General features: G+C 71.0%; 17 protein-coding genes. 16 read left to right on the top strand and 1 reads right to left on the bottom strand.

Annotation, left to right across the window (positions count from 1 at the left end):
• The first annotated feature begins 80 nt into the window (after positions 1 to 80).
• The 7 genes from ACFO0C_RS30975 to ACFO0C_RS30945 all read left to right on the top strand — a co-directional run bounded on the left by ACFO0C_RS30975 (position 81) and on the right by ACFO0C_RS30945 (position 8,220).
• Positions 81 to 1,031, top strand: coding sequence for a flavin reductase (locus tag ACFO0C_RS30975; RefSeq protein ID WP_378070253.1), 951 nt, complete (start codon positions 81 to 83; stop codon positions 1,029 to 1,031).
• Between the two features lie 4 nt (positions 1,032 to 1,035).
• Positions 1,036 to 2,322 (top strand): acyl-CoA dehydrogenase family protein, encoded by a 1,287-nt coding sequence (locus tag ACFO0C_RS30970; protein WP_378070252.1) that lies wholly within the window; start codon positions 1,036 to 1,038, stop codon positions 2,320 to 2,322.
• Positions 2,319 to 3,749 carry an aldehyde dehydrogenase family protein gene (locus ACFO0C_RS30965; protein WP_378070251.1) on the top strand — a complete coding sequence of 477 codons (1,431 nt, stop codon included), beginning with the start codon at positions 2,319 to 2,321 and terminating at the stop codon, positions 3,747 to 3,749. Before ACFO0C_RS30970 ends, ACFO0C_RS30965 begins: the two co-directional genes overlap by 4 nt.
• On the top strand, positions 3,746 to 4,618 hold the full coding sequence (locus ACFO0C_RS30960; RefSeq protein WP_378070250.1) for an isocitrate lyase/PEP mutase family protein: 873 nt from the start codon (positions 3,746 to 3,748) through the stop codon (positions 4,616 to 4,618). The genes ACFO0C_RS30965 and ACFO0C_RS30960 overlap by 4 nt, the downstream gene beginning before the upstream one ends.
• The gene (locus ACFO0C_RS30955) at positions 4,615 to 5,769 is read left to right on the top strand and encodes an FAD-dependent oxidoreductase (RefSeq protein WP_378070249.1); all 1,155 of its coding nucleotides are present in this window, start codon (positions 4,615 to 4,617) and stop codon (positions 5,767 to 5,769) included. The genes ACFO0C_RS30960 and ACFO0C_RS30955 overlap by 4 nt, the downstream gene beginning before the upstream one ends.
• Positions 5,770 to 5,913: 144 nt before the next feature.
• Positions 5,914 to 7,350, top strand: a complete 1,437-nt coding sequence (locus ACFO0C_RS30950; RefSeq protein ID WP_378070248.1) for an aldehyde dehydrogenase family protein — start codon at positions 5,914 to 5,916, stop codon at positions 7,348 to 7,350.
• A 102-nt stretch (positions 7,351 to 7,452) separates the two neighbouring features.
• Positions 7,453 to 8,220: a hypothetical protein gene (locus ACFO0C_RS30945; protein ID WP_378070247.1), complete on the top strand. Its 768-nt coding sequence runs from the start codon at positions 7,453 to 7,455 to the stop codon at positions 8,218 to 8,220.
• Positions 8,221 to 8,267: 47 nt separating this feature from the next.
• On the opposite strand, the gene ACFO0C_RS30940 is transcribed toward ACFO0C_RS30945, so the two are convergent.
• Positions 8,268 to 8,552, bottom strand: coding sequence for a Dabb family protein (locus ACFO0C_RS30940; protein WP_378070246.1), 285 nt, complete (start codon positions 8,550 to 8,552; stop codon positions 8,268 to 8,270).
• A 101-nt stretch (positions 8,553 to 8,653) separates the two neighbouring features.
• Between ACFO0C_RS30940 and ACFO0C_RS30935 the strand changes: the two genes are divergently transcribed.
• The 9 genes from ACFO0C_RS30935 to ACFO0C_RS30895 are packed head-to-tail and all read left to right on the top strand — an operon-like array spanning position 8,654 to position 16,984.
• Positions 8,654 to 10,231 carry a nitrilase-related carbon-nitrogen hydrolase gene (locus ACFO0C_RS30935; RefSeq protein ID WP_378070245.1) on the top strand — a complete coding sequence of 526 codons (1,578 nt, stop codon included), beginning with the start codon at positions 8,654 to 8,656 and terminating at the stop codon, positions 10,229 to 10,231.
• Between the two features lie 53 nt (positions 10,232 to 10,284).
• Positions 10,285 to 11,097 (top strand): oxidoreductase, encoded by an 813-nt coding sequence (locus ACFO0C_RS30930; RefSeq protein WP_378070244.1) that lies wholly within the window; start codon positions 10,285 to 10,287, stop codon positions 11,095 to 11,097.
• Positions 11,094 to 12,053 carry an alpha/beta hydrolase family protein gene (locus ACFO0C_RS30925; protein WP_378070243.1) on the top strand — a complete coding sequence of 320 codons (960 nt, stop codon included), beginning with the start codon at positions 11,094 to 11,096 and terminating at the stop codon, positions 12,051 to 12,053. The genes ACFO0C_RS30930 and ACFO0C_RS30925 overlap by 4 nt, the downstream gene beginning before the upstream one ends.
• 5 nt (positions 12,054 to 12,058) lie before the next feature.
• Positions 12,059 to 13,255: an aromatic ring-hydroxylating dioxygenase subunit alpha gene (locus ACFO0C_RS30920; protein WP_378070242.1), complete on the top strand. Its 1,197-nt coding sequence runs from the start codon at positions 12,059 to 12,061 to the stop codon at positions 13,253 to 13,255.
• Positions 13,252 to 13,938: a hypothetical protein gene (locus ACFO0C_RS30915; RefSeq protein WP_378070241.1), complete on the top strand. Its 687-nt coding sequence runs from the start codon at positions 13,252 to 13,254 to the stop codon at positions 13,936 to 13,938. The genes ACFO0C_RS30920 and ACFO0C_RS30915 overlap by 4 nt, the downstream gene beginning before the upstream one ends.
• A complete protein-coding gene (locus tag ACFO0C_RS30910; protein ID WP_378070240.1) occupies positions 13,931 to 14,851 on the top strand; it encodes a hypothetical protein in 921 nt (306 codons plus the stop codon). The genes ACFO0C_RS30915 and ACFO0C_RS30910 overlap by 8 nt, the downstream gene beginning before the upstream one ends.
• The gene (locus ACFO0C_RS30905) at positions 14,848 to 15,603 is read left to right on the top strand and encodes an SDR family oxidoreductase (RefSeq protein WP_378070239.1); all 756 of its coding nucleotides are present in this window, start codon (positions 14,848 to 14,850) and stop codon (positions 15,601 to 15,603) included. The genes ACFO0C_RS30910 and ACFO0C_RS30905 overlap by 4 nt, the downstream gene beginning before the upstream one ends.
• Positions 15,603 to 16,244 carry a hypothetical protein gene (locus ACFO0C_RS30900; protein ID WP_378070238.1) on the top strand — a complete coding sequence of 214 codons (642 nt, stop codon included), beginning with the start codon at positions 15,603 to 15,605 and terminating at the stop codon, positions 16,242 to 16,244. The genes ACFO0C_RS30905 and ACFO0C_RS30900 overlap by 1 nt, the downstream gene beginning before the upstream one ends.
• Positions 16,241 to 16,984, top strand: a complete 744-nt coding sequence (locus tag ACFO0C_RS30895; RefSeq protein WP_378070237.1) for a maleate cis-trans isomerase family protein — start codon at positions 16,241 to 16,243, stop codon at positions 16,982 to 16,984. The genes ACFO0C_RS30900 and ACFO0C_RS30895 overlap by 4 nt, the downstream gene beginning before the upstream one ends.
• The last annotated feature ends 10 nt before the right edge of the window (positions 16,985 to 16,994 follow it).

The following is a 16,994-nucleotide window of genomic DNA, read 5'->3' as shown; positions in this document are numbered from 1 at the left end:
GTAACGACGTTTCCTAGAGCGAAACAGCCCCACCGGAACGGAGTGTACGAGTGCCGGTCGACAGCACGACCTTCCGATCCGTGCTCGGACAGTGGCCGAGCGGCGTCTGCCTGGTGACCACGGTCGGCCCGCACGGCATGCACGGGATGACCGCCAGTTCATTCTCCTCCGTCAGCCTCGATCCGCCGATGGTCTCGGTCTGCCTCGGCAACCATCTGCCCAGCCGCGCCCTCCTGGGTGACGCGGGCAAGTTCGCGATCAGTTTCCTGGGCAAGGACCAGGCGCACATCGGGCGCCGCTTCGCCGGGCAGGACCGCAGCGTCACCGACCGGTTCGCCGGTCTCGACTGGACCATCACGCCCAACGGCTGCCCCGTCCTCAGCGAGGCGGTGGCCTGGCTGGACTGCACCGTCGCACACGCCTATCCGGGCGGCGACCACACCATCTTCGTCGGCGAGGTGACCGGGGCGGCGCTGCCGCGGGTCACCGCGCCGCTGCTGTTCCACTCGCGCAACTGGGTCCAGCTCGCCGACCCGCTGCCGCAGACCGTCACCGCGCGCCTGCACGGTGACGGCGACTGTTTCGAGTTCTCCGCCGACAGCCCGCCGTCACCTGAGGTGGTCCGGGCGGCCCGGCAGTCCGGCGTCACAGTCGTCGGCTACGTGCCCGACGCCTTCGACCCGGACCGGGCCGGCGAGGTCCTCGCCGCCGTCGACGCCCTCACCGCGCTGGGCTGCGACGAGATCGGCCTCGCCGAGTCACCGGTGACACCGGCGTCGCCACTGCAGGTCCGCCGGGTGCTGCAGGACGCCGTCGTCCGGGCCCGCCCGGCCGTGCTGCGGGTGCGGCTCTCCGGCGACAACCGGCTCGCCCTGGTCAACGCGCTCGTCGCGATGAAGAGCGGGGTGTCCCACTTCGACGTCGTCGCCTCCGGATCCGGCTCGTCCGGTCTGCCCCTCGACGACCTGCTCCACCTGTCCCGCCAACTCGAGGTCGCCGGCCCGCCCGACCTCGTCCAGATCAGGGAGTAACGCCATGGCCGACCGACTCATCGGCGAGAAACTCGTCGACGACATGACCGTCGAGGAGAAGGCCCGCGCCGCCCTCGTCGAGCAGGTGCTGCCCGCGCTGCGCGCCAAGGCCGACCAGGCCGACCGCGACGGCGCGTTCCCGCGTGAGCACATCGACCTGCTGCGCGAGGCCGGCCTGATGGGCCTGATCGTCCCCGAGGAGTACGGCGGTCTCGGCGGCACCCTGCGCGACCTGGCCGCCGCCACCTACGCGATGGGCAGCGCCTGCCCGTCGACGGCGCTGGCCTTCTTCTTCCACAACACGTCCGCGTCGCGGGGCCTGCTGCCGCTGGAGGCGATCGAGTCGGGGCTGTTCGCCGACGACGAGGTGCCGGTGGTGAAGGCGTTCGCCGAGAAGGTGCTGCGGCTGATGTCCGGCGGCACCTGGCTGGCCAACTTCGCCAGCGAGTCGGTCAAGTCGAGCAGCGCGAACATCGCGATCGCCACCACCGCCGTCGCCGCCGAGAGGGACGGCGTCCAGGGCTGGGAGATCACCGGCGAGAAGTCGTTCGGCTGCGCCACCGGGATCGCCGACTACTACCTGGTCACCGCGCGGCTGGACGGCCACGACACGGCCGACGGGCTGGTCATGTTCCTGGTCCCGCGCGACGCCGGCGGGGTCACCGAGCGGCCGTTCTGGGACGGGCTCGGCATGCGCGGCAGCGCCAACCACGGCATCAGGCTGGACCGGGTGTTCATCCCGCAGGAGGACTCGCTCACGGTTCCGGGCGCGTTCGTGAAGATGCTGCAGTGCAGCCGGGGCAGCTTCGTCGGCAACCAGCTTGCCATCACCGCGGTCTACGTGGGCGCGGCGCAGGGCGTCTACGACGACACGCTGGGCCGGCTCACTCGCAAGACGTTCGCCGACACCGGACGCTCCATCGCCGAATCCCCGATGCACCAGGTGATCATCGGCGACATGACGGAGAACCTGGAGCGGGCCTACCTCTGGCTGCGCCGCCAGCTGCTGCTGGAGACGTGCGAGCCGCCGATCGCCACCAAGTCCGAGGTGTACGCGCAGTGGCGCATCGCCAAGGGCAGCATCTGCCAGGCCGCCTTCGACGTGGCGATCGGCGCCCTGAAGGCGTCCGGCACGTCGAGCGCGACGATGAACGGGACGGTCGGCCGCGCGCTGCGTGACCTGTCGATGGGCCTGGTCATGACGTTCCCGCCGGAGCGCGGCCGGCTGGAGGCCGCCTCGGTGATCACCAGCAACAAGGCCAACGAGCTGTTCGCGAACGTGGCGTCATGAAAGACCTCGTCGACGGTACGTGGGAAGCCTGCTCCACCCCGGTCGGTGTGGATCTGGAGAACCCGGCCACCGGCGAGGTGACCGGCCCCGCCCTGGGATCGTCACCGGCCCGCGTCGAGGAGGCGCTGGCCGCCGCCGACACCCTGGGCGCCTGGACCGCCCCGGTCGAGGAGCGCGCCGACGTCCTGGACCGGATCGCCGCCGCGATGGCCGCGGCCGCCCCGGAGATCACCGCGCTGGAGTCCCGGGCCACCGGCGTCCCGATCCGGCAGACCACCCCACTCGGGATGATCCTGGCCGGCGCGTTCGCCCTGGCCGCCAGCCAGCTCCGGCTCGGCATCCTGACGTCCACGGCGGTCCGTGAGGACGGCCGCGAGGTCCTGGTCGAGCGCCTCCCGTGGGGCCCGGCCGCCTGCCTCGTCCCGTGGAACGCGCCCGCCCCGATGGCCGCCCACAAGGTCGCCAACGCGCTGGCCGCCGGCTGCCCGACGGTCCTCAAGCCCAGCGAGTACGCCCCGTTCGGCACCGAACGGCTGGCCGGGGTGATCGACACCGTGCTCCGTGCGGCGGGCGCCCCGCCGGCGCTGTTCCAGCTGCTGCACGGTGGCGCCGACGTTGGTTCGCGGATCGTGTCCGACCCGCGGATCCGGGCGGTGTCGTTCACCGGTGGACTCGGCGGTGGACGGGCCGTGGCGGCCGCGTGCGCCTACGACATCAAGCCGGTGCAGCTGGAGCTGGGTGGCAACAACGCGCTGATCGTGCTGCCGGACGCCGACGAGGCCGTCGCCGCCCGCGCCGCGGCCGATCTGCTGACCACGCTGAACGGCCAGTGGTGCCGCGCTCTGGGCCGCCTGATCGTCCCGGCCGGCCGGGAGCGAGCGATCGCCGACGCCGTCCTGGCCAGGATCGCGACGTTGGCGACCGGTGACCCCACCGACGAGACGACCGATTACGGCCCGCTGATCCATTCCGGACATCGTGCGACCGTGGTGAAAGCCCGCGACGCGCTCGGCGGCGTCGTGGAGGAGGCCGCGCTGACCGGCCCCGGCAACACCCTGGCCCCCTCGCTCGTCCTCGGCGCCGACCCCGCCCGTACCACTGAGGAGATCTTCGGACCGGTTGCCGCGGTGCACGGCTACGAGACCGTCGACGAGGCGGTCGCGCTGGCCAACGGCACCCGCTACGGCCTGGAGGGCTACGTCTTCGGCACCGACGAGGAGGCCGCCCTGGCCGTCGCGCGACGGGTCCGGGCCGGCGAGGTCAAGGTCAACGGGTCGTCGGTGATGAGCCTGCACCTGTTCACCCCGCGACCCGCGTGGGGCATCTCCGGCTACTCGGAGGAGGGCACCGCGGAGACACTTCTCTTCTTCACCAATCCGCGTGTGGTTGGCGTCGAGAACGGTTTCGCGCTACACAGCCGGTCATGACTGCTTCCGCATTGCGAGCGATCCTCGCCTCCGACCGGGTCACCCACGTGCCCGGCGTCTACGACCCGGTCACCGCGGCGCTCGCGGTGGCGGCCGGGCACCGGGCCGTGCACCTGTCCGGGGCGGCCGTCTCGGCGATCATGCTGGGCCGGCCGGACCTCGGGTTCGTGCACGGCACGCAGATCGCCGACCGGGCGTCCGCCCTGGTCCCGGCACTCGGCGACATCCCGCTGATCGCGGACGCGGACACCGGCTACGGCAATCCGCTGCACGCGGTGTGGACGGCTCTGGCGTACGCCCGGGCCGGCATCTCCGGACTGCACCTGGAGGACCAGGCCAGCCCGAAACGGTGCGGGCACCTGGCCGGCAAGGAGATCATCGACATCGGCGAGGCGGCCGCGAAGATCACCGCCCTGGCCGATCAGGCACCGAACATCGTGGTGATCGCCCGGACCGACGCGTACTCGGTCCGCGGCCTCGACGAGACGATCGTGCGCTGCCGTGCCTACGCCGAGGCCGGTGCCGACGCGGTGTTCCCGGAGGGTGTGGACGACCTGGCGGAGCTCCGGCTGGTCCACGCGGCGCTCCCGGGCGTACCCCTCGTCATCAATCGCAGTGAGGCCGGCGGCGCCCGGCCCTCCTTGACCGACGCCGACCTCGCCGAAGTCGGCGTCCGCCTGGTCCTGCACCCGGTGGCGGCGCTGCTCGCCGCCATGCGGGCGGCCTCGCTCACCTACCGTGCCATCGCCGACGGCGGCACCGCCGAACCCGTCGACCGCATGCCGTGGGCCGCGTTCACCGCCCTCGTCGGTCAGGACGAGGCCCTCGACCTCGACGCCCGCTACGTCCCCGGGAGATTGCAGACGTGAACCACATCCTCGTCGCCGGCGCCGGGCCGGTCGGGCTCACCGCGGCCCTCGCCCTCGCCCGGCGCGGCTTCGCCGTCACCGTCCTCGAGTCCGGGGACGACCTGGCCGCCGAGTCCCGCGCCTCCACCTTCCACCCGCCGACCCTGGAGATGCTCGACGACCTGGGTGTCGGCGACGAGCTGCACGAACGCGGGCTGTTGTCGCCGACGTTCGCCTACCGGGACCGCACCGAGGGTCTGGTCGCGATGCTCGACCTGGCGGTTCTCGGCGACGACACCCGCTTCCCGTACCGATTGCAGTGCGAGCAGTCGAAGCTCACCCCGATCCTGCTCGCCCACCTGCGCGAGATGCCAGGCTTCGCGATCGAGTTCGGTTTCCACGTGACCGGCGTCGGCCAGAAGGAGGACGGCGTCATCGTGACCGCCGCCGACGGGCGTGCGGAGACCGGTGACTGGCTGATCGGGGCCGACGGGGCGCACTCGGCGACCCGGCGGGCCACCGGGGTCACCTTCGACGGCATCACCTATCCGGAACGCTTCCTGGTCGCGTCGGTCGACGAGGAGCTCACCGGCTGGCTGGACGATCTGGCCTCGGTCAACTACGTCTTCGACCCGGTCGAGTGGTGCGTGCTGCTGCGTACCCCGGACCACTGGCGCGTGCTGCTGCCGACGCCGGTGGAGACCCCGGACGAGCAGGAGTTCGCCCGGCTCGACTCCCGGCTGCGCGGCGTGCACGACCCGGGCCGGCCGTGGCGGGTCGCGCACGCCAGCATGTATCGCGTCCACCAGCGGGTCGCCACGTCGTTCCGGACCGGGCGGGTGCTGCTGGCCGGCGACGCGGCACACGTCAACAACCCGCTCGGCGGGCTCGGCATGAACTCCGGCATCCACGACGCGGTCGCCTACGCCACGGCCCTCGCCACCGGTGACGACGCCACCGTCTGGGCGGCCACCACCGACCGGCGGCGGATCGCCCTCGAATACGTGCAGAGCGTCTCCCACCAGAACTACGAACGTCTCCGCGCCACCGACCCGGACGCCCGCGCCGCGCATCTCGACGGTCTGCGCGCGACCGCGGCCGATCCGGCGCTCGCCCGGCAGTCGCTGCTGCGCAGCTCCATGATCGCCTCCTTGCGGCCGGTCCCGGCATGAACGCGGCCTCCGGTCCCCGGTTCTCCGTCAAACCCGGCGGGGGTACGGCCATCGCGTCCCGCCGCCGAGCGGGCACCGCCACGTGCCCGGGGATTTCGTCATGAGCACCCCGACCGTGGGGCGGGCACACCCGGGAGCGTCGTCGTGAGCACCCCGATCGGCGGGGCGGGTGCCATCGCCCGGGAGAATCCCGCCCGTACCACCGAAATCGTCGGAGTGGTGGCCGGGACGCCGGCGGCAGCGGTCTCCGAGGTCGTCCGCGAAGCGGACGCCGAGCAGCGGAAATGGTCCGCCCGGGAGCTGCCCGAACGGCTCGCGGTGCTGACCCGGGCCGCCACCGCGATCGAGAACGCCGCCGAGGAACTGGCGACCCTGCTCGCCCGCGAGTCCGGCAAGGTCGTCGGCGACTGCCGTGGCGAGATCGGTTTCGCGGTCCGCTACCTGCGATGGGTGATCGAGCACGCCCCCGCCGCGTTCGCCGACCGGATCGTCGACGACGCTCTCGGCCGGATCGTGGAACAGCGCAGACCCTACGGGGTGGTCGCCGCGATCACGCCCTGGAACGCGCCGGTCATCCTCACCATGCTGAAGCTCGCACCGGCCCTGGCCGCCGGGAACGCCGTCGTCGTCAAACCGTCACCGCTCGCCCCGCTGACCGTCTCCCGGGTGATCGCGCTGTTCGAGGCACCGGTCCGGGTCGTGCACGGCGGCGCCGGCACGGGGGCGGCGCTGGTCGGGCACGAACTGGTCCGCAAGGTGGCGTTCACCGGCGGCGCGGAGGGTGGCCGGGCGGTCGCCGCCCTGGCCGGGGACCGGCTCACCCCGTCGGTGCTGGAGCTGGGCGGCAACGACCCGGCGGTCCTCCTGGACGACGCCCGGTTCGACGACGACGCGATCGACCGGCTGGTGATGGCGAGTTTCGCGACGAGTGGCCAGGTCTGCATGGCGGCGAAACGCCTTTACGTCCCGGCGTCCCGGCTGGACGCGTTCGTCGAGGCGTACCTGGCCGCCGCCGCCCGGGTCCTGGTCACCGGCGATCCACTGGCCGACGGCGTGACGATGGGCCCGGTGATCTCGGCGTCCGCCCAGCGCGCCGCCCTGGCCCTGCGCGGCGCCGGGACCGTGCGCGACCTGGGCCGGTTCGAGGGCGATCCGGAGACCGGATACTTCGTGCCGCCGGCGCTGGTCGTCGCCCCGGACCCGGGATCGCCGCTGGTCGTGGCCGAACAGTTCGCGCCGGTCGTCCCGGTGCTCGGTTACACCTCCGAGGAGGAGGTCCTGGCCGCCGCCAACGCCGGCGAACTGGGTCTCGGCGCCTCGGTGTGGAGTGCCGACGAGGAGCGGGCGTTCGCGTTCGCCCGGCGGTTCGAGGCCGGGTTCACCTTCGTCAACACCCACAACCGGACCGGGATGAGCCTGCGGGCCCCGTTCGGCGGGGTGAAGCGCTCCGGCTGGGGCCGCGAGTACGCCCACGAGGGGCTCGCCGAATACGTCCAGACCTGCGTGATCCACGCCCCGGCCGCGTTCCGTCCCGGTGCCGGGCCGGTGGCGGGCGGGCCGTCGGCGTACCCGCCGGGCTGAGAAGACGCCGCGAACCGTGACCGGCCGGGTGCAGAAGAGAGGGCTGCCACCCGGTCCCGGTCACGGTTCGCGGTCCCCCACCGAAGGAACCGGGAGCCGGTCATGAAGCTTGGGATCGCCGCGGTAGCCGCGGTGCTCTGTCTGGGTGGATGCACCTGGCTGGAACCGCCGATCGAGGAGTCCGACATCGCCGGCGCGGCGCTCGGGCCCGGGGAGGAACTGCTCCGGTCGGTGCCGGGCGAGGGCGCACCCGCCTACCGGTTCACCATCGGCGGCGGTGGCGCCTGCGCGCGGGCGGACGGGGTGTTCGACGGCGCCGCGGAGGCCTTCCGGATGACGATCTCGATGGACGGTCCGCAGCCCGGCAGCAGTGTCACCATGGGGCTCGTGCTGCTCGGCGAGGACGCGTGGATCCGGATCGGCCTGGAACCCGCCGAGGTGGCGCGGCAGCTCGGGCTCCCGGACGGCTGGGTGGCGTTCGACCCGGAGCGTGTCGAGTCGTTCCGGATCGGCGGCACCGGCGGCGGATCGGACCCGGCCGGCGCCGGTGACCTCCTGGAGAACGCGGTGGGGGTCACCCGGGCCGGGAACCGGAAGTACTCCGGCACCCTGGACCTCACGAAGGCCGAGGACCCGATGATGCTGACGACGGAGCAGATCACCGCGCTGGGCGACGCGGCCCGGTCGGTGCCGTTCACCGCGAGCGTCGACGCCGAGGGACGGTTGACGACGCTGACCACGCAGGTTCCGGGCGGGACGTGCCGGATCGCGTTCGCCGACTACGGCAAGGCGGTCACCCCGGCGGCACCGGCCACGAAGGATCGCAGCGACGAGGGCGAAGAGAAGATCTACGAGATCCTGAACAGCTGACGTCCCGACGACGGGCCGGTCGCTTCGGCGGCCGGCCCGTCGTCGTGTCAGGCCTCGGTGTAGTCGACGACCGCGCGGGCCGCCAGGAGGGGGCGCAGCCAGGCGCCGAGTTCGAGGTGGGCCGGATGTGCCTGGTAGGCCCGGAGATCATCGGCGTCTCGGTGGGTGGTGGCGAGGTGCAGGTGCCAGGACACTTCGGTGGAGAGCTCGTCGAGGTGGACCCGGAGGGAGCGGATCTCCGGAACGACACCGACGAGTGCCTCCAGGCGCAACTTGGCCTCGGCAGCATCCCCGGCATCCGAAAACTTCATCAGAACGACGTGCACCAGCACCCTGTGCTCCTCAAAAATATCTTTGCCATCGAGATAACCCCTGTTGCAATGCGGCACCCGAGTGTAGTTTTGGGAAACGCCGTTTCGCTAGGGGGAACCGCATGCCCGTCGCCGTGCCAAACGTGGTGCGTGTCGCCGCCGCCCAGATCGAGGCCGGCCAGGATGTCGCCGAGAATCTCGCCGCCTGCCTGCGCGTGATCGACGCCGCGGCCGAGCAGCGAGCACAGCTCGTGGTCCTGCCCGAGTTCTGCAATCACCTGTCCTGGTATGCGTCGCGCGCCCAGGCGCACGAGCGGGCGACGCGGCCGGGCGACGAGTTCCTGACCGCCATCGCCGAGCGCGCCCGCCGGCACGGCATCTGGGTCAAGATCAACCTCACGCACGCCCACCCGGACGGGACGACCGGCGGGACCAACTTCCTGTTCGACCCGGCCGGCGAGATCGTCGGGACCTGCGACAAGCAGACCCTGATGGGCGCGGAGAACGACTTCCTGGAGCCCGGCGCGACCGTCGGGCCGGTGGTGGACACGCCGCTCGGCCGGATCGGGATGTACGCCTGCATGGAAGGCGTGATCAACGAGGTGGCCCGCGGGCTCGCGCTCCGGGGTGCCCAGGTCCTGCTGAACAGCCTGAACAGTTTCGCGCTCGACGAGGCCGACCTGCACATCCCGGTGCGTGCCGCGGAGAACAAGGTGTGGGTGATCGCGGCCAACAAGGTCGGGCCGCTGCTGCCGCGGGACGAGCTGCCGGCGATCGCCGCCCGGCTCGGGGTGCCGCCGGAGTGGCTGCACGGGGCCGGCGAGTCGCAGATCGTCGCCCCGGACGGGACGGTGGTCGCCAAGGCCCCGCGCACCGGCGAGGCCGTGATCGTCGCGGACATCGACCCCGCACGGGCCGACAGCAAACTGCGCCCCGACGGTACGGACATCTTCGCGACCCGCCGCCCATCGCTGTACGGCCCGATCGGCGCCGCACCGGTGGGCCGGCAGCGCCCGCCGGGTGCACCGTCACTGCCGGTCGCCGTCCTCCGGGACACCACACTGATCGGCGACGCCGTGGCGAAGGGCGCGCAGCTGATCGTCCTGCCCGCGACCTCCGGGTCAGCGGCCGCGGACGTGGCGGCGGCGCTGGCCGGGAGCGGGGCGCACGTGGTCACCGTGATCGACGGCGAGGGTGTCGTGATCGGTGCGGACGGCGTCGTCGGGCGGCAGCCGCGGATCCACGGCGGGCCGGGCACCGAGGTGATCCCGGTCGACCTGGAGTGGGGACGCCTCGCGGTGATCGCCGGCGACGACGCGCTGTACCCGGAGACGTTCCGGCTGGCCGCGCTGCTCGACACCGACGTGGTCGCGGTCCCCTACGACGCGCAGGAGGACTGGGAGCTCGCTCTCGGCCTGCCCGAGCGCGCCGCCGAGAACCGTCTCAACCTGGTCGTCGCCACCCCGCTCGGCCAGCCCGCCGCGATCCTCGCGATGACCCCCGACTTCACTCTGTGGACCAGGTGGGAGGGGCCGTTCACCGGCCGTATCTCCACTCCGGTCCGCACCGACATCCCGGTCGGCGAGGCCTACGGTGCCGGCGAAGTGGCTCCCGCACAGGCCGCCAACCGTCAGGTCTCCCGCAACACCGACCTCGTCGACGGACGCCCCTGGCGCCTGGTCGACGCCCTGATCCGATAACCACGCCCTGATCCGACAACTACGCCTTGATCCGATAACGAAGGGTGCACATAGTGGCCGAGACGATCCAGCACGTAGAGGACATGGTCGACAACTCGCCGGTCATCGACGTGCACGACACGTTCAACTACTACCGGCAGCTGCTCGCCGATCTCAAGGCGAAGATCGACGCCCGGTTCGAGCTGCGGCGCGACCCGTCGACCCTGGAGTTGCAGACCTACGGCACCTACCCGGACGGGCCGGGTGGATCGCTGGAGGCGTACGCCGGTCCGGAGATCGACTGGATGGTCCACTCGTGGATCGGCAACCCGGGCGCCAGCTTCGCCAACCTGCACCTGACCGCCTGGCTCGGCCCGCAGGTCAAGGTGCCGCACCTGGGTATCGCGCTGCTGGTGTGGCCGGGTGGATGGTTCTACCTCGACTCGGTGCCGCGGACCAACATGGTCGAGGACGCCGACTACTTCGACAAGTACTACGCCGGCCTCGACGAGGAGTGGCTGGAGCTGCGGGCCGATCCCGAGTTCGAGTACTTCGTGAGCCGGGCCGGGTTCATCCGGGCCAGCCTGTCGCCGACCGCGTACTGCTACTCGTTCGAGCGGTCGCAGCGCAACCTGGAGATCGTGTCGCAGCGGGCACACGCACACGTGGACCGCTGGCTGCGCTGGGTCGACGAGGCCGAGCCGGTGCCGGCCGAGGAGCAGGCGGCGCTGGCACGGACCGACGAGACGATCCGCCGCAACATCGCCGAACGTGACCCGGCGAACGTGATGGGCGTCCGGTTCTTCGGCCAGGAGACCACGGACAAGCTGGTCCGGGCGTTGTGGGGCGGCGACCGTCAGCTCCCGCGGGCCGGAGCACGGTCGTGACCGTCCGCAGCGTCTGGTGGGCCGCCACGGTTCCCGGGGCCGAGGCACCGTTCGACACCGCCCACCTGCGGGTCTTCTATCCGTCGAAGCCGACCGGCTCGGACGCGGAACGGCTCTCCGGAGTCTTCCCCGCCGACCCGTCCCGGGCGCCGTACCCGGTGGCGATCATCGTGTCCGGTGTCAACGTGGGCCAGGAGGCCTACCGCTGGCTGGCGGTGGAGCTGGCGTCGCGCGGCTACGTCGCCGTCACCTACGACTGGGTGGGTGAGCTGTTCGGCGGGCTGAAGGGCATCACGCCGGGTGTCGAACTGGCCGCGGCGAAGCCGGACGCCTACGGGACCCGGGCCACCACCCCGTCGGTGCCGGTGGTGATCGACGCGCTGCGGACGATCACCGGCCCGGTGGAGGGCCTGCTCGACCTCGACAACGTGGCGCTGATCGGGCACTCCGCCGGCGGCACCGTCATCCTGCAGAGCGCCCGGTTCTTCCCGGAGGTCAAGGCGGTCGCCGCCTACGGCACGCACACCATGGTGGCGACCATGCTGGGCTGGCCGGCCGGCACGGTGCTGCCGGCTCAGGTGGACTGCCCGGTGCTGCTGATGAACGGTGAGAACGACGGCGTGATCAACGGCTCGGCGGACCGGTACGGCGAGGAGGCCGCGACCCGCAGGGACCCGATCAGCCGGACCTTCGACGAGGCGCTGCCGACCGCGGACGGCGCGAACGTGCAGGTCACGTTCGCCGGAGCCAACCATTTCGGGATCGTGCACCCGGTCGACGAGACCGCGGCCCGCGCCTTCCTCGACCTCGACGCCACCACCGACCCCGCGGCCACCCGTGCCGCTCTCGTGGACGTCACCGCGGCGTTCCTCGACACCCATCTGCGCGGAACGGAATCCGACGCGCTCGACAAGGCTCTTCAGAACCCCGACATCGCCGGAATCCGGCGGAGGTAACAGCCATGCTCAAGAACTTCTGGTACGCGGTGGAGTTCTCCGACAAGGTCACCACCAAGCCGGAGCGGATCACGGTGCTCGGGCAGTACCTCGTCGTCTATCGCACGCCCAAGCAGGGCCGGGTGGTGGCGCTGAGCGACCTGTGCGTGCACCGGGGCGCGGCGCTGTCCGGCGGCTGGCTCAAGGACGACAAGATCGTCTGCCCGTACCACGGGTGGGAGTACGAGCCGGACGGTGCGTGCAGCAAGATTCCGGCGAACCTGCCGGGGCGGGGCATCCCGAAGAAGGCGCGGGTCGACTCGTACCCCGTACAAGAAAAGTATGGTTTCGTGTGGGTCTTCATGGGTGATCTTCCGGAGGAGGAGCGCCCGCCGATGCCCGTGTGGCCGGAGTTCGACGACCTGGTCGAGAACGGTGGCAAGTTCCGCACGGTGACCGGCGAGTTCCTGTGGAAGGCCAACTACGAGCGGATCCTGGAGAACGGCTGCGACATCGCGCACGCGCCGTTCGTGCACGCCGGCCGGTTCGGGAACCCGGACATGCCGCAGGTGCCCGACTACGAGGTCGAGCACCCGGACGAGTGGTCGGCGTTCGCGACCGTCGACCTGCACCCGCCGAAACCGTCCGGCCTGTGGGGCAAGTTCGGCCGGCTGGTCGGCAACGACCTGAAGAAACGGCCGCCGGTCACGACGTCGGCCGGCTGGATGCTGCCCAACATGATCAAGCTGCACGTGCGGCTGCCGATCGGCGACATGGTCATCTACGACACCAACATCCCGATCGACGAGACGACCACGCTGGTCAAGTGGGTCGCGCTGCGCACGTTCTTCACCGGCACGTGGGCCAACAAGGACGCCATCAACCGGACCATGCGGATCTTCTACGAGGACGCCGCGGTGGTGAACAAGGTCCGGCCCGAGCTGCTGCCGTTCGACCTGGGCGCCGAGCTGCACATCAAGAGCGACATCATCGCCGTCGAGTACCGCCGTCGCCGCCAGGAGCTCGCCGACAAGGGCTGGCTGCTCAACGAGGACGACTTCATCACCGGTGACGTGCCTCGCCGGACGGCGACCGTCATCCCGTCGCCCGCGCGCCGGGAGAGCACGGAACTGGCCCGCGCCTGGGTGCACAAGGCCCGCGGCGAGCACCCGACCGTCGCCGCCTCCCGCCTGATGGGTTCAGAGGAAGAGGAAACCAAGTGAGCCTGCCCGCCGCCCTCTCCGACACCACCCTCGACAAGATCCTCGCCCGCTTCGCTGTCTCGCTCGACGAGGACCGTGAGCTGACCTCCGCCATGGGCCCGGTCGGCCGGATCCGGGTGTGGCGCGGTGACGGACCGGTCGTGAAGGTCGTCAACGTCTCGCTCGTCGTCCCGCCGATCGGGCTGGACAGCCACATGATCTTCGCGTTCACCGCACCGGAGTCCGGGGTTCCGCACTTCACGCTGGACTCGGTCGCCAACGGGGAGAACTACGCGTTCCACCTCGACCTGATCCCGCGGATCGATCTGGCCACCTCGCTGTCCTACCTGGACAGCGTGTACGAGCCGCTGACAGAGCTGTACGCCTCCGTCCGGGAAAGAGAGGGTCTGACGCCGGCCCATCTGACTCCCCGCCAATACGCCCTGATGTCGCCCTGGATGCTGGTGAATCGGGCAACTTCTGAGGCTTTTGCGGGCATCGGCGACGCCGTGGACGCCTACCTCACCCACTGGGCCGCCCTTGTCGAGAGCGGCGTAAAGGCCGAGGGCACCGCCGAGCGCGACGCCGCCCACCGGGAGCTGCTGTTCAGCCCGGAGATCGACCCGGTGTGGAAGCAGACGGTCCGGCTGCTCGGCGAGGAACAGAGCGAGTCGGTACGCCTGGCCCTGGTGACCAATGACTGAGCCGTCCGTCTGGCAGCAGCGCATCGCCGGGGAGTGGCACGGACGGCCGTCGCTGTTCGACCACAACGGGACGTGGTGCGGGTTCGAGGAGATCCGGCGGTCGTCGGATCACGTGGACGGCGTCACCACGTACAAGATGGACGGGGGTTTGATCGGGGGTGGCCCACTGGCCGGGCAGTTCCGGCTGGGCGCACCGTTCTCCTTCGGGGTGATCGACTCCGACGCGAACCGGGTCTACACCGGGCCGGACTTCTTCGGGACCGGGCAGCCGTACGGGTCGTTCGTCGACTCGCACTACTACGGCCCCGGCTGGCAGGTCGACCTCAACACGTGGAACCAGGTCCTGCCGGACTCCGAGACGCAGGTCTACTCGTCGGTGCTCTACCAGGGCTGGGCGGTGGTCGGCTGCTTCAACGGCCTCTACACGCGCACACCCGGCCTGGTGGACGGGCTGATCGAGGCCGAGACCCGCAACGGGCCGGTGCCGTACATCCTGCCGACCAAGGAGGCCGGCGCGTTCACCGGCACGCTGGAGCTGTGGGGTTTCGACCAGAAGCTGCGCGGCACGGTCGAGACGTCGATCGCCCTGGAACCGATCGACCTGCTGCGGACCCGGCGCACGGTGTCCTGGCAGGGCGCCGGCCTGGACCGGACGTTCACCACCGAGACCCGGCGGGACGGCAACCGGCTGTTCTTCGAGGGGCCGGAGGCGTGGGGCAACGCGATCGGTTTCGGCCGGGCGTCGTTCCAGTCGCTGCACTTCACCGACGTCTGGAAGGTGAAGGCGCGGGAGTTCTCGATCGACGCCGCACCGGGGATGTCGGCCGGGAAGCAGCTCGCCGTGGTCTACGAGCTGTTCCACGGCGGCAACCTCGACTCGGTGCTGCACGGTCTCCTGGAGTGGTCCTCGTGACGGTCGTGGTGGTGACCGGCGGGACGCGCGGGATCGGGCAGGGCCTGGTCAACGCCTTCCTCGCCCAGGGTGCTTCGGTCGCCTACTGCGGCCGCGACATCGCCGAGGACGCCCCGCCGGGAGCTCTCGCTGTCGCCGCCGACGTGACGAATCGGGCAGATGTCCGCAAGCTCTGGGACGCCACGGTCGACAAATTCGGAAAAGTCGATATATGGGTCAACAATGCCGGGATGTCCAACTCACGGAAGCCGCTGTGGGAGCTGGACGCCGCCGAGATCTCCCGTGTCGTCGGACTCAACCTGGAAGGCACGCTGCACGCCAGCGCCGTCGTGCTCGAAGCGATGCTCGCCCAGGGTCACGGCGCGCTCTGGAACATGGAGGGCCTCGGCTCCAACGGGCAGATCGTGCCCGGCCTGACCCCCTACGGCGCGACCAAACGGGCCCTCACCTACGCCACCCTCGCGATGGCCAGGGAGCTCAAGGACACCCCGGTCAAGGTCGGGCTGCTCTCCCCCGGCATGGTCGTCACCGACCTGCTCCTGCAGGACTACGACCCGGCCGAGCTGGAGAAGGCCAAGAAGATCTTCAACATCCTGGCCGACCGGGTGGAGACCGTCACCCCGTGGCTGGCCGCCCGGGTGCTCGCCGGGACACGGAACGGCGGCCGGGTCGCCTGGCTGACCGGGCCGAAGGCGGCCTACCGGTTCGCCACCGCCGGATTCCGCAAGCGTGACCTCTTCGGGGACGCGTGATGGACTATCCGATCATCCTGGCGGTCGAGGACTTCGTACCGGTCGTCTTCGGCTCGGTGGGTTTCGCTCTCCTCGCCCGGACCGCGCCGACCGCGACCGCCCAGAAGGCCGGCCTCGCCGGCGCCATCCTGATCGGCGCCGGCGGCATCGCCAAATGCCTCTGGAAACTGGGGTACGCCGCCGGCGCCGGCGACTGGACGCTGCTCGAACAGTCGCTGTTCCCGCTGATGGCGGCCGGTGCCACGCTGCTGTCGTGGGCTCTCGCCGTCACCGTGCGGCGCGGGAAGGCCACCCACTTCTGGCCGTTCGGGCTCACCTTCGCGCTCTGTGTGGCCGGTGCGGTCCTGGCCGGCAGCCTCAACCCGCTGTTCGTGGCGGCGACCCTCGGCGTCACCGCGATCAGCGTGCTCGGCGCGATCGTCGCCGGTCGCCACCGGCAGTGGTGGGGTGTCTCCCTCTACGTGCTCGGGCTGGTCCTCGTGATGGGGCTGGTGCCGCTGCGGTCCTCCGACGAGCACCACACCGTCGCCTTCCAGTGGCTGGAGCAGTCGATCAACACCGCGGCCCAGGGCTGCCTGCTGGTCGCGGCCTGGCTCACCCTCAGGGCTTCCCGCCCCGCACCCGTTGGAGTTCCGTCATGACCGACGCCCTCGGCTGGCGCCGCAAGTTCGGCGTCATCGCCCCGTCCACCAACACCATCGTCGAACCCGACTTCTACGCGATGGCCGTACCCGGTGTGACCTCGCACTTCTCCCGCATCCACATCCGCAACCAGGACCTGTCCGACGACGCCAACTTCGAGAACCTGCTGGTGCAGATCCGCGGCGAGATCGGTGCCGCGTGCGAGCGGGTGCTGACGTGCGAACCCGACTACATGGTCATGGGCATGTCGGCCGAGACGTTCTGGGGCGGCGTCGAGGGCAACCGGGAGTTCGTCGCCCAGATCAAGGAGATCACCGGCCTGGAGGTGGCCACCGGGGCCGAGGCGTGCGAGCGGGCGCTGAAACTCTACGGCGCCCGGCGGATCGGGGTCGTCACGCCGTACCAGCCGGTCGGCGACGCCAACGTGGTCCGCTTCTTCGGTGAGATCGGCTTCGAGGTCACCGCGATCGAGGGCCTGAAGTGCCCGACGGCCGTGTCGATCGCCCACGTCACCGAGGACGAGCTGCGGGCCGCGATCCTCCAGGTCAACGCCCCCGACGTCGACGCGATCGTGCAGTGCGGCACCAACCTGTCGATGGTCCGCCTGGCCGACGAGGCGGAGCGGTGGCTGGGCAAGCCGGTGATCGCCATCAACGCCGCCACCTGGTGGATGGCGCTGCGCGAGAACGGCATCAAGGACAAGGTGTACGGCGCGGGCTCCCTCCTCCGCGAGTACTGATCGACCCTCG

The sequence above is a fragment of the Actinoplanes subglobosus genome, assembly GCF_042650585.1.
Lineage (GTDB): Bacteria > Actinomycetota > Actinomycetes > Mycobacteriales > Micromonosporaceae > Actinoplanes > Actinoplanes subglobosus.
This window is presented reverse-complemented; position numbering and strand designations above follow the sequence as displayed.

Bases quoted from the DNA above. Each gene is read 5' to 3' on its own strand.
- ACFO0C_RS30945 (WP_378070247.1), top strand. From the start codon at position 7,453: ATGAAGCTTGGGATCGCCGCGGTAGCCGCGGTGCTCTGTCTGGGTGGA.
- ACFO0C_RS30895 (WP_378070237.1), top strand. From the start codon at position 16,241: ATGACCGACGCCCTCGGCTGGCGCCGCAAGTTCGGCGTCATCGCCCCG.
- ACFO0C_RS30900 (WP_378070238.1), top strand. From the start codon at position 15,603: ATGGACTATCCGATCATCCTGGCGGTCGAGGACTTCGTACCGGTCGTC.
- ACFO0C_RS30920 (WP_378070242.1), top strand. From the start codon at position 12,059: ATGCTCAAGAACTTCTGGTACGCGGTGGAGTTCTCCGACAAGGTCACC.
- ACFO0C_RS30935 (WP_378070245.1), top strand. From the start codon at position 8,654: ATGCCCGTCGCCGTGCCAAACGTGGTGCGTGTCGCCGCCGCCCAGATC.
- ACFO0C_RS30965 (WP_378070251.1), top strand. From the start codon at position 2,319: ATGAAAGACCTCGTCGACGGTACGTGGGAAGCCTGCTCCACCCCGGTC.
- ACFO0C_RS30970 (WP_378070252.1), top strand. From the start codon at position 1,036: ATGGCCGACCGACTCATCGGCGAGAAACTCGTCGACGACATGACCGTC.
- ACFO0C_RS30960 (WP_378070250.1), top strand. From the start codon at position 3,746: ATGACTGCTTCCGCATTGCGAGCGATCCTCGCCTCCGACCGGGTCACC.
- ACFO0C_RS30910 (WP_378070240.1), top strand. From the start codon at position 13,931: ATGACTGAGCCGTCCGTCTGGCAGCAGCGCATCGCCGGGGAGTGGCAC.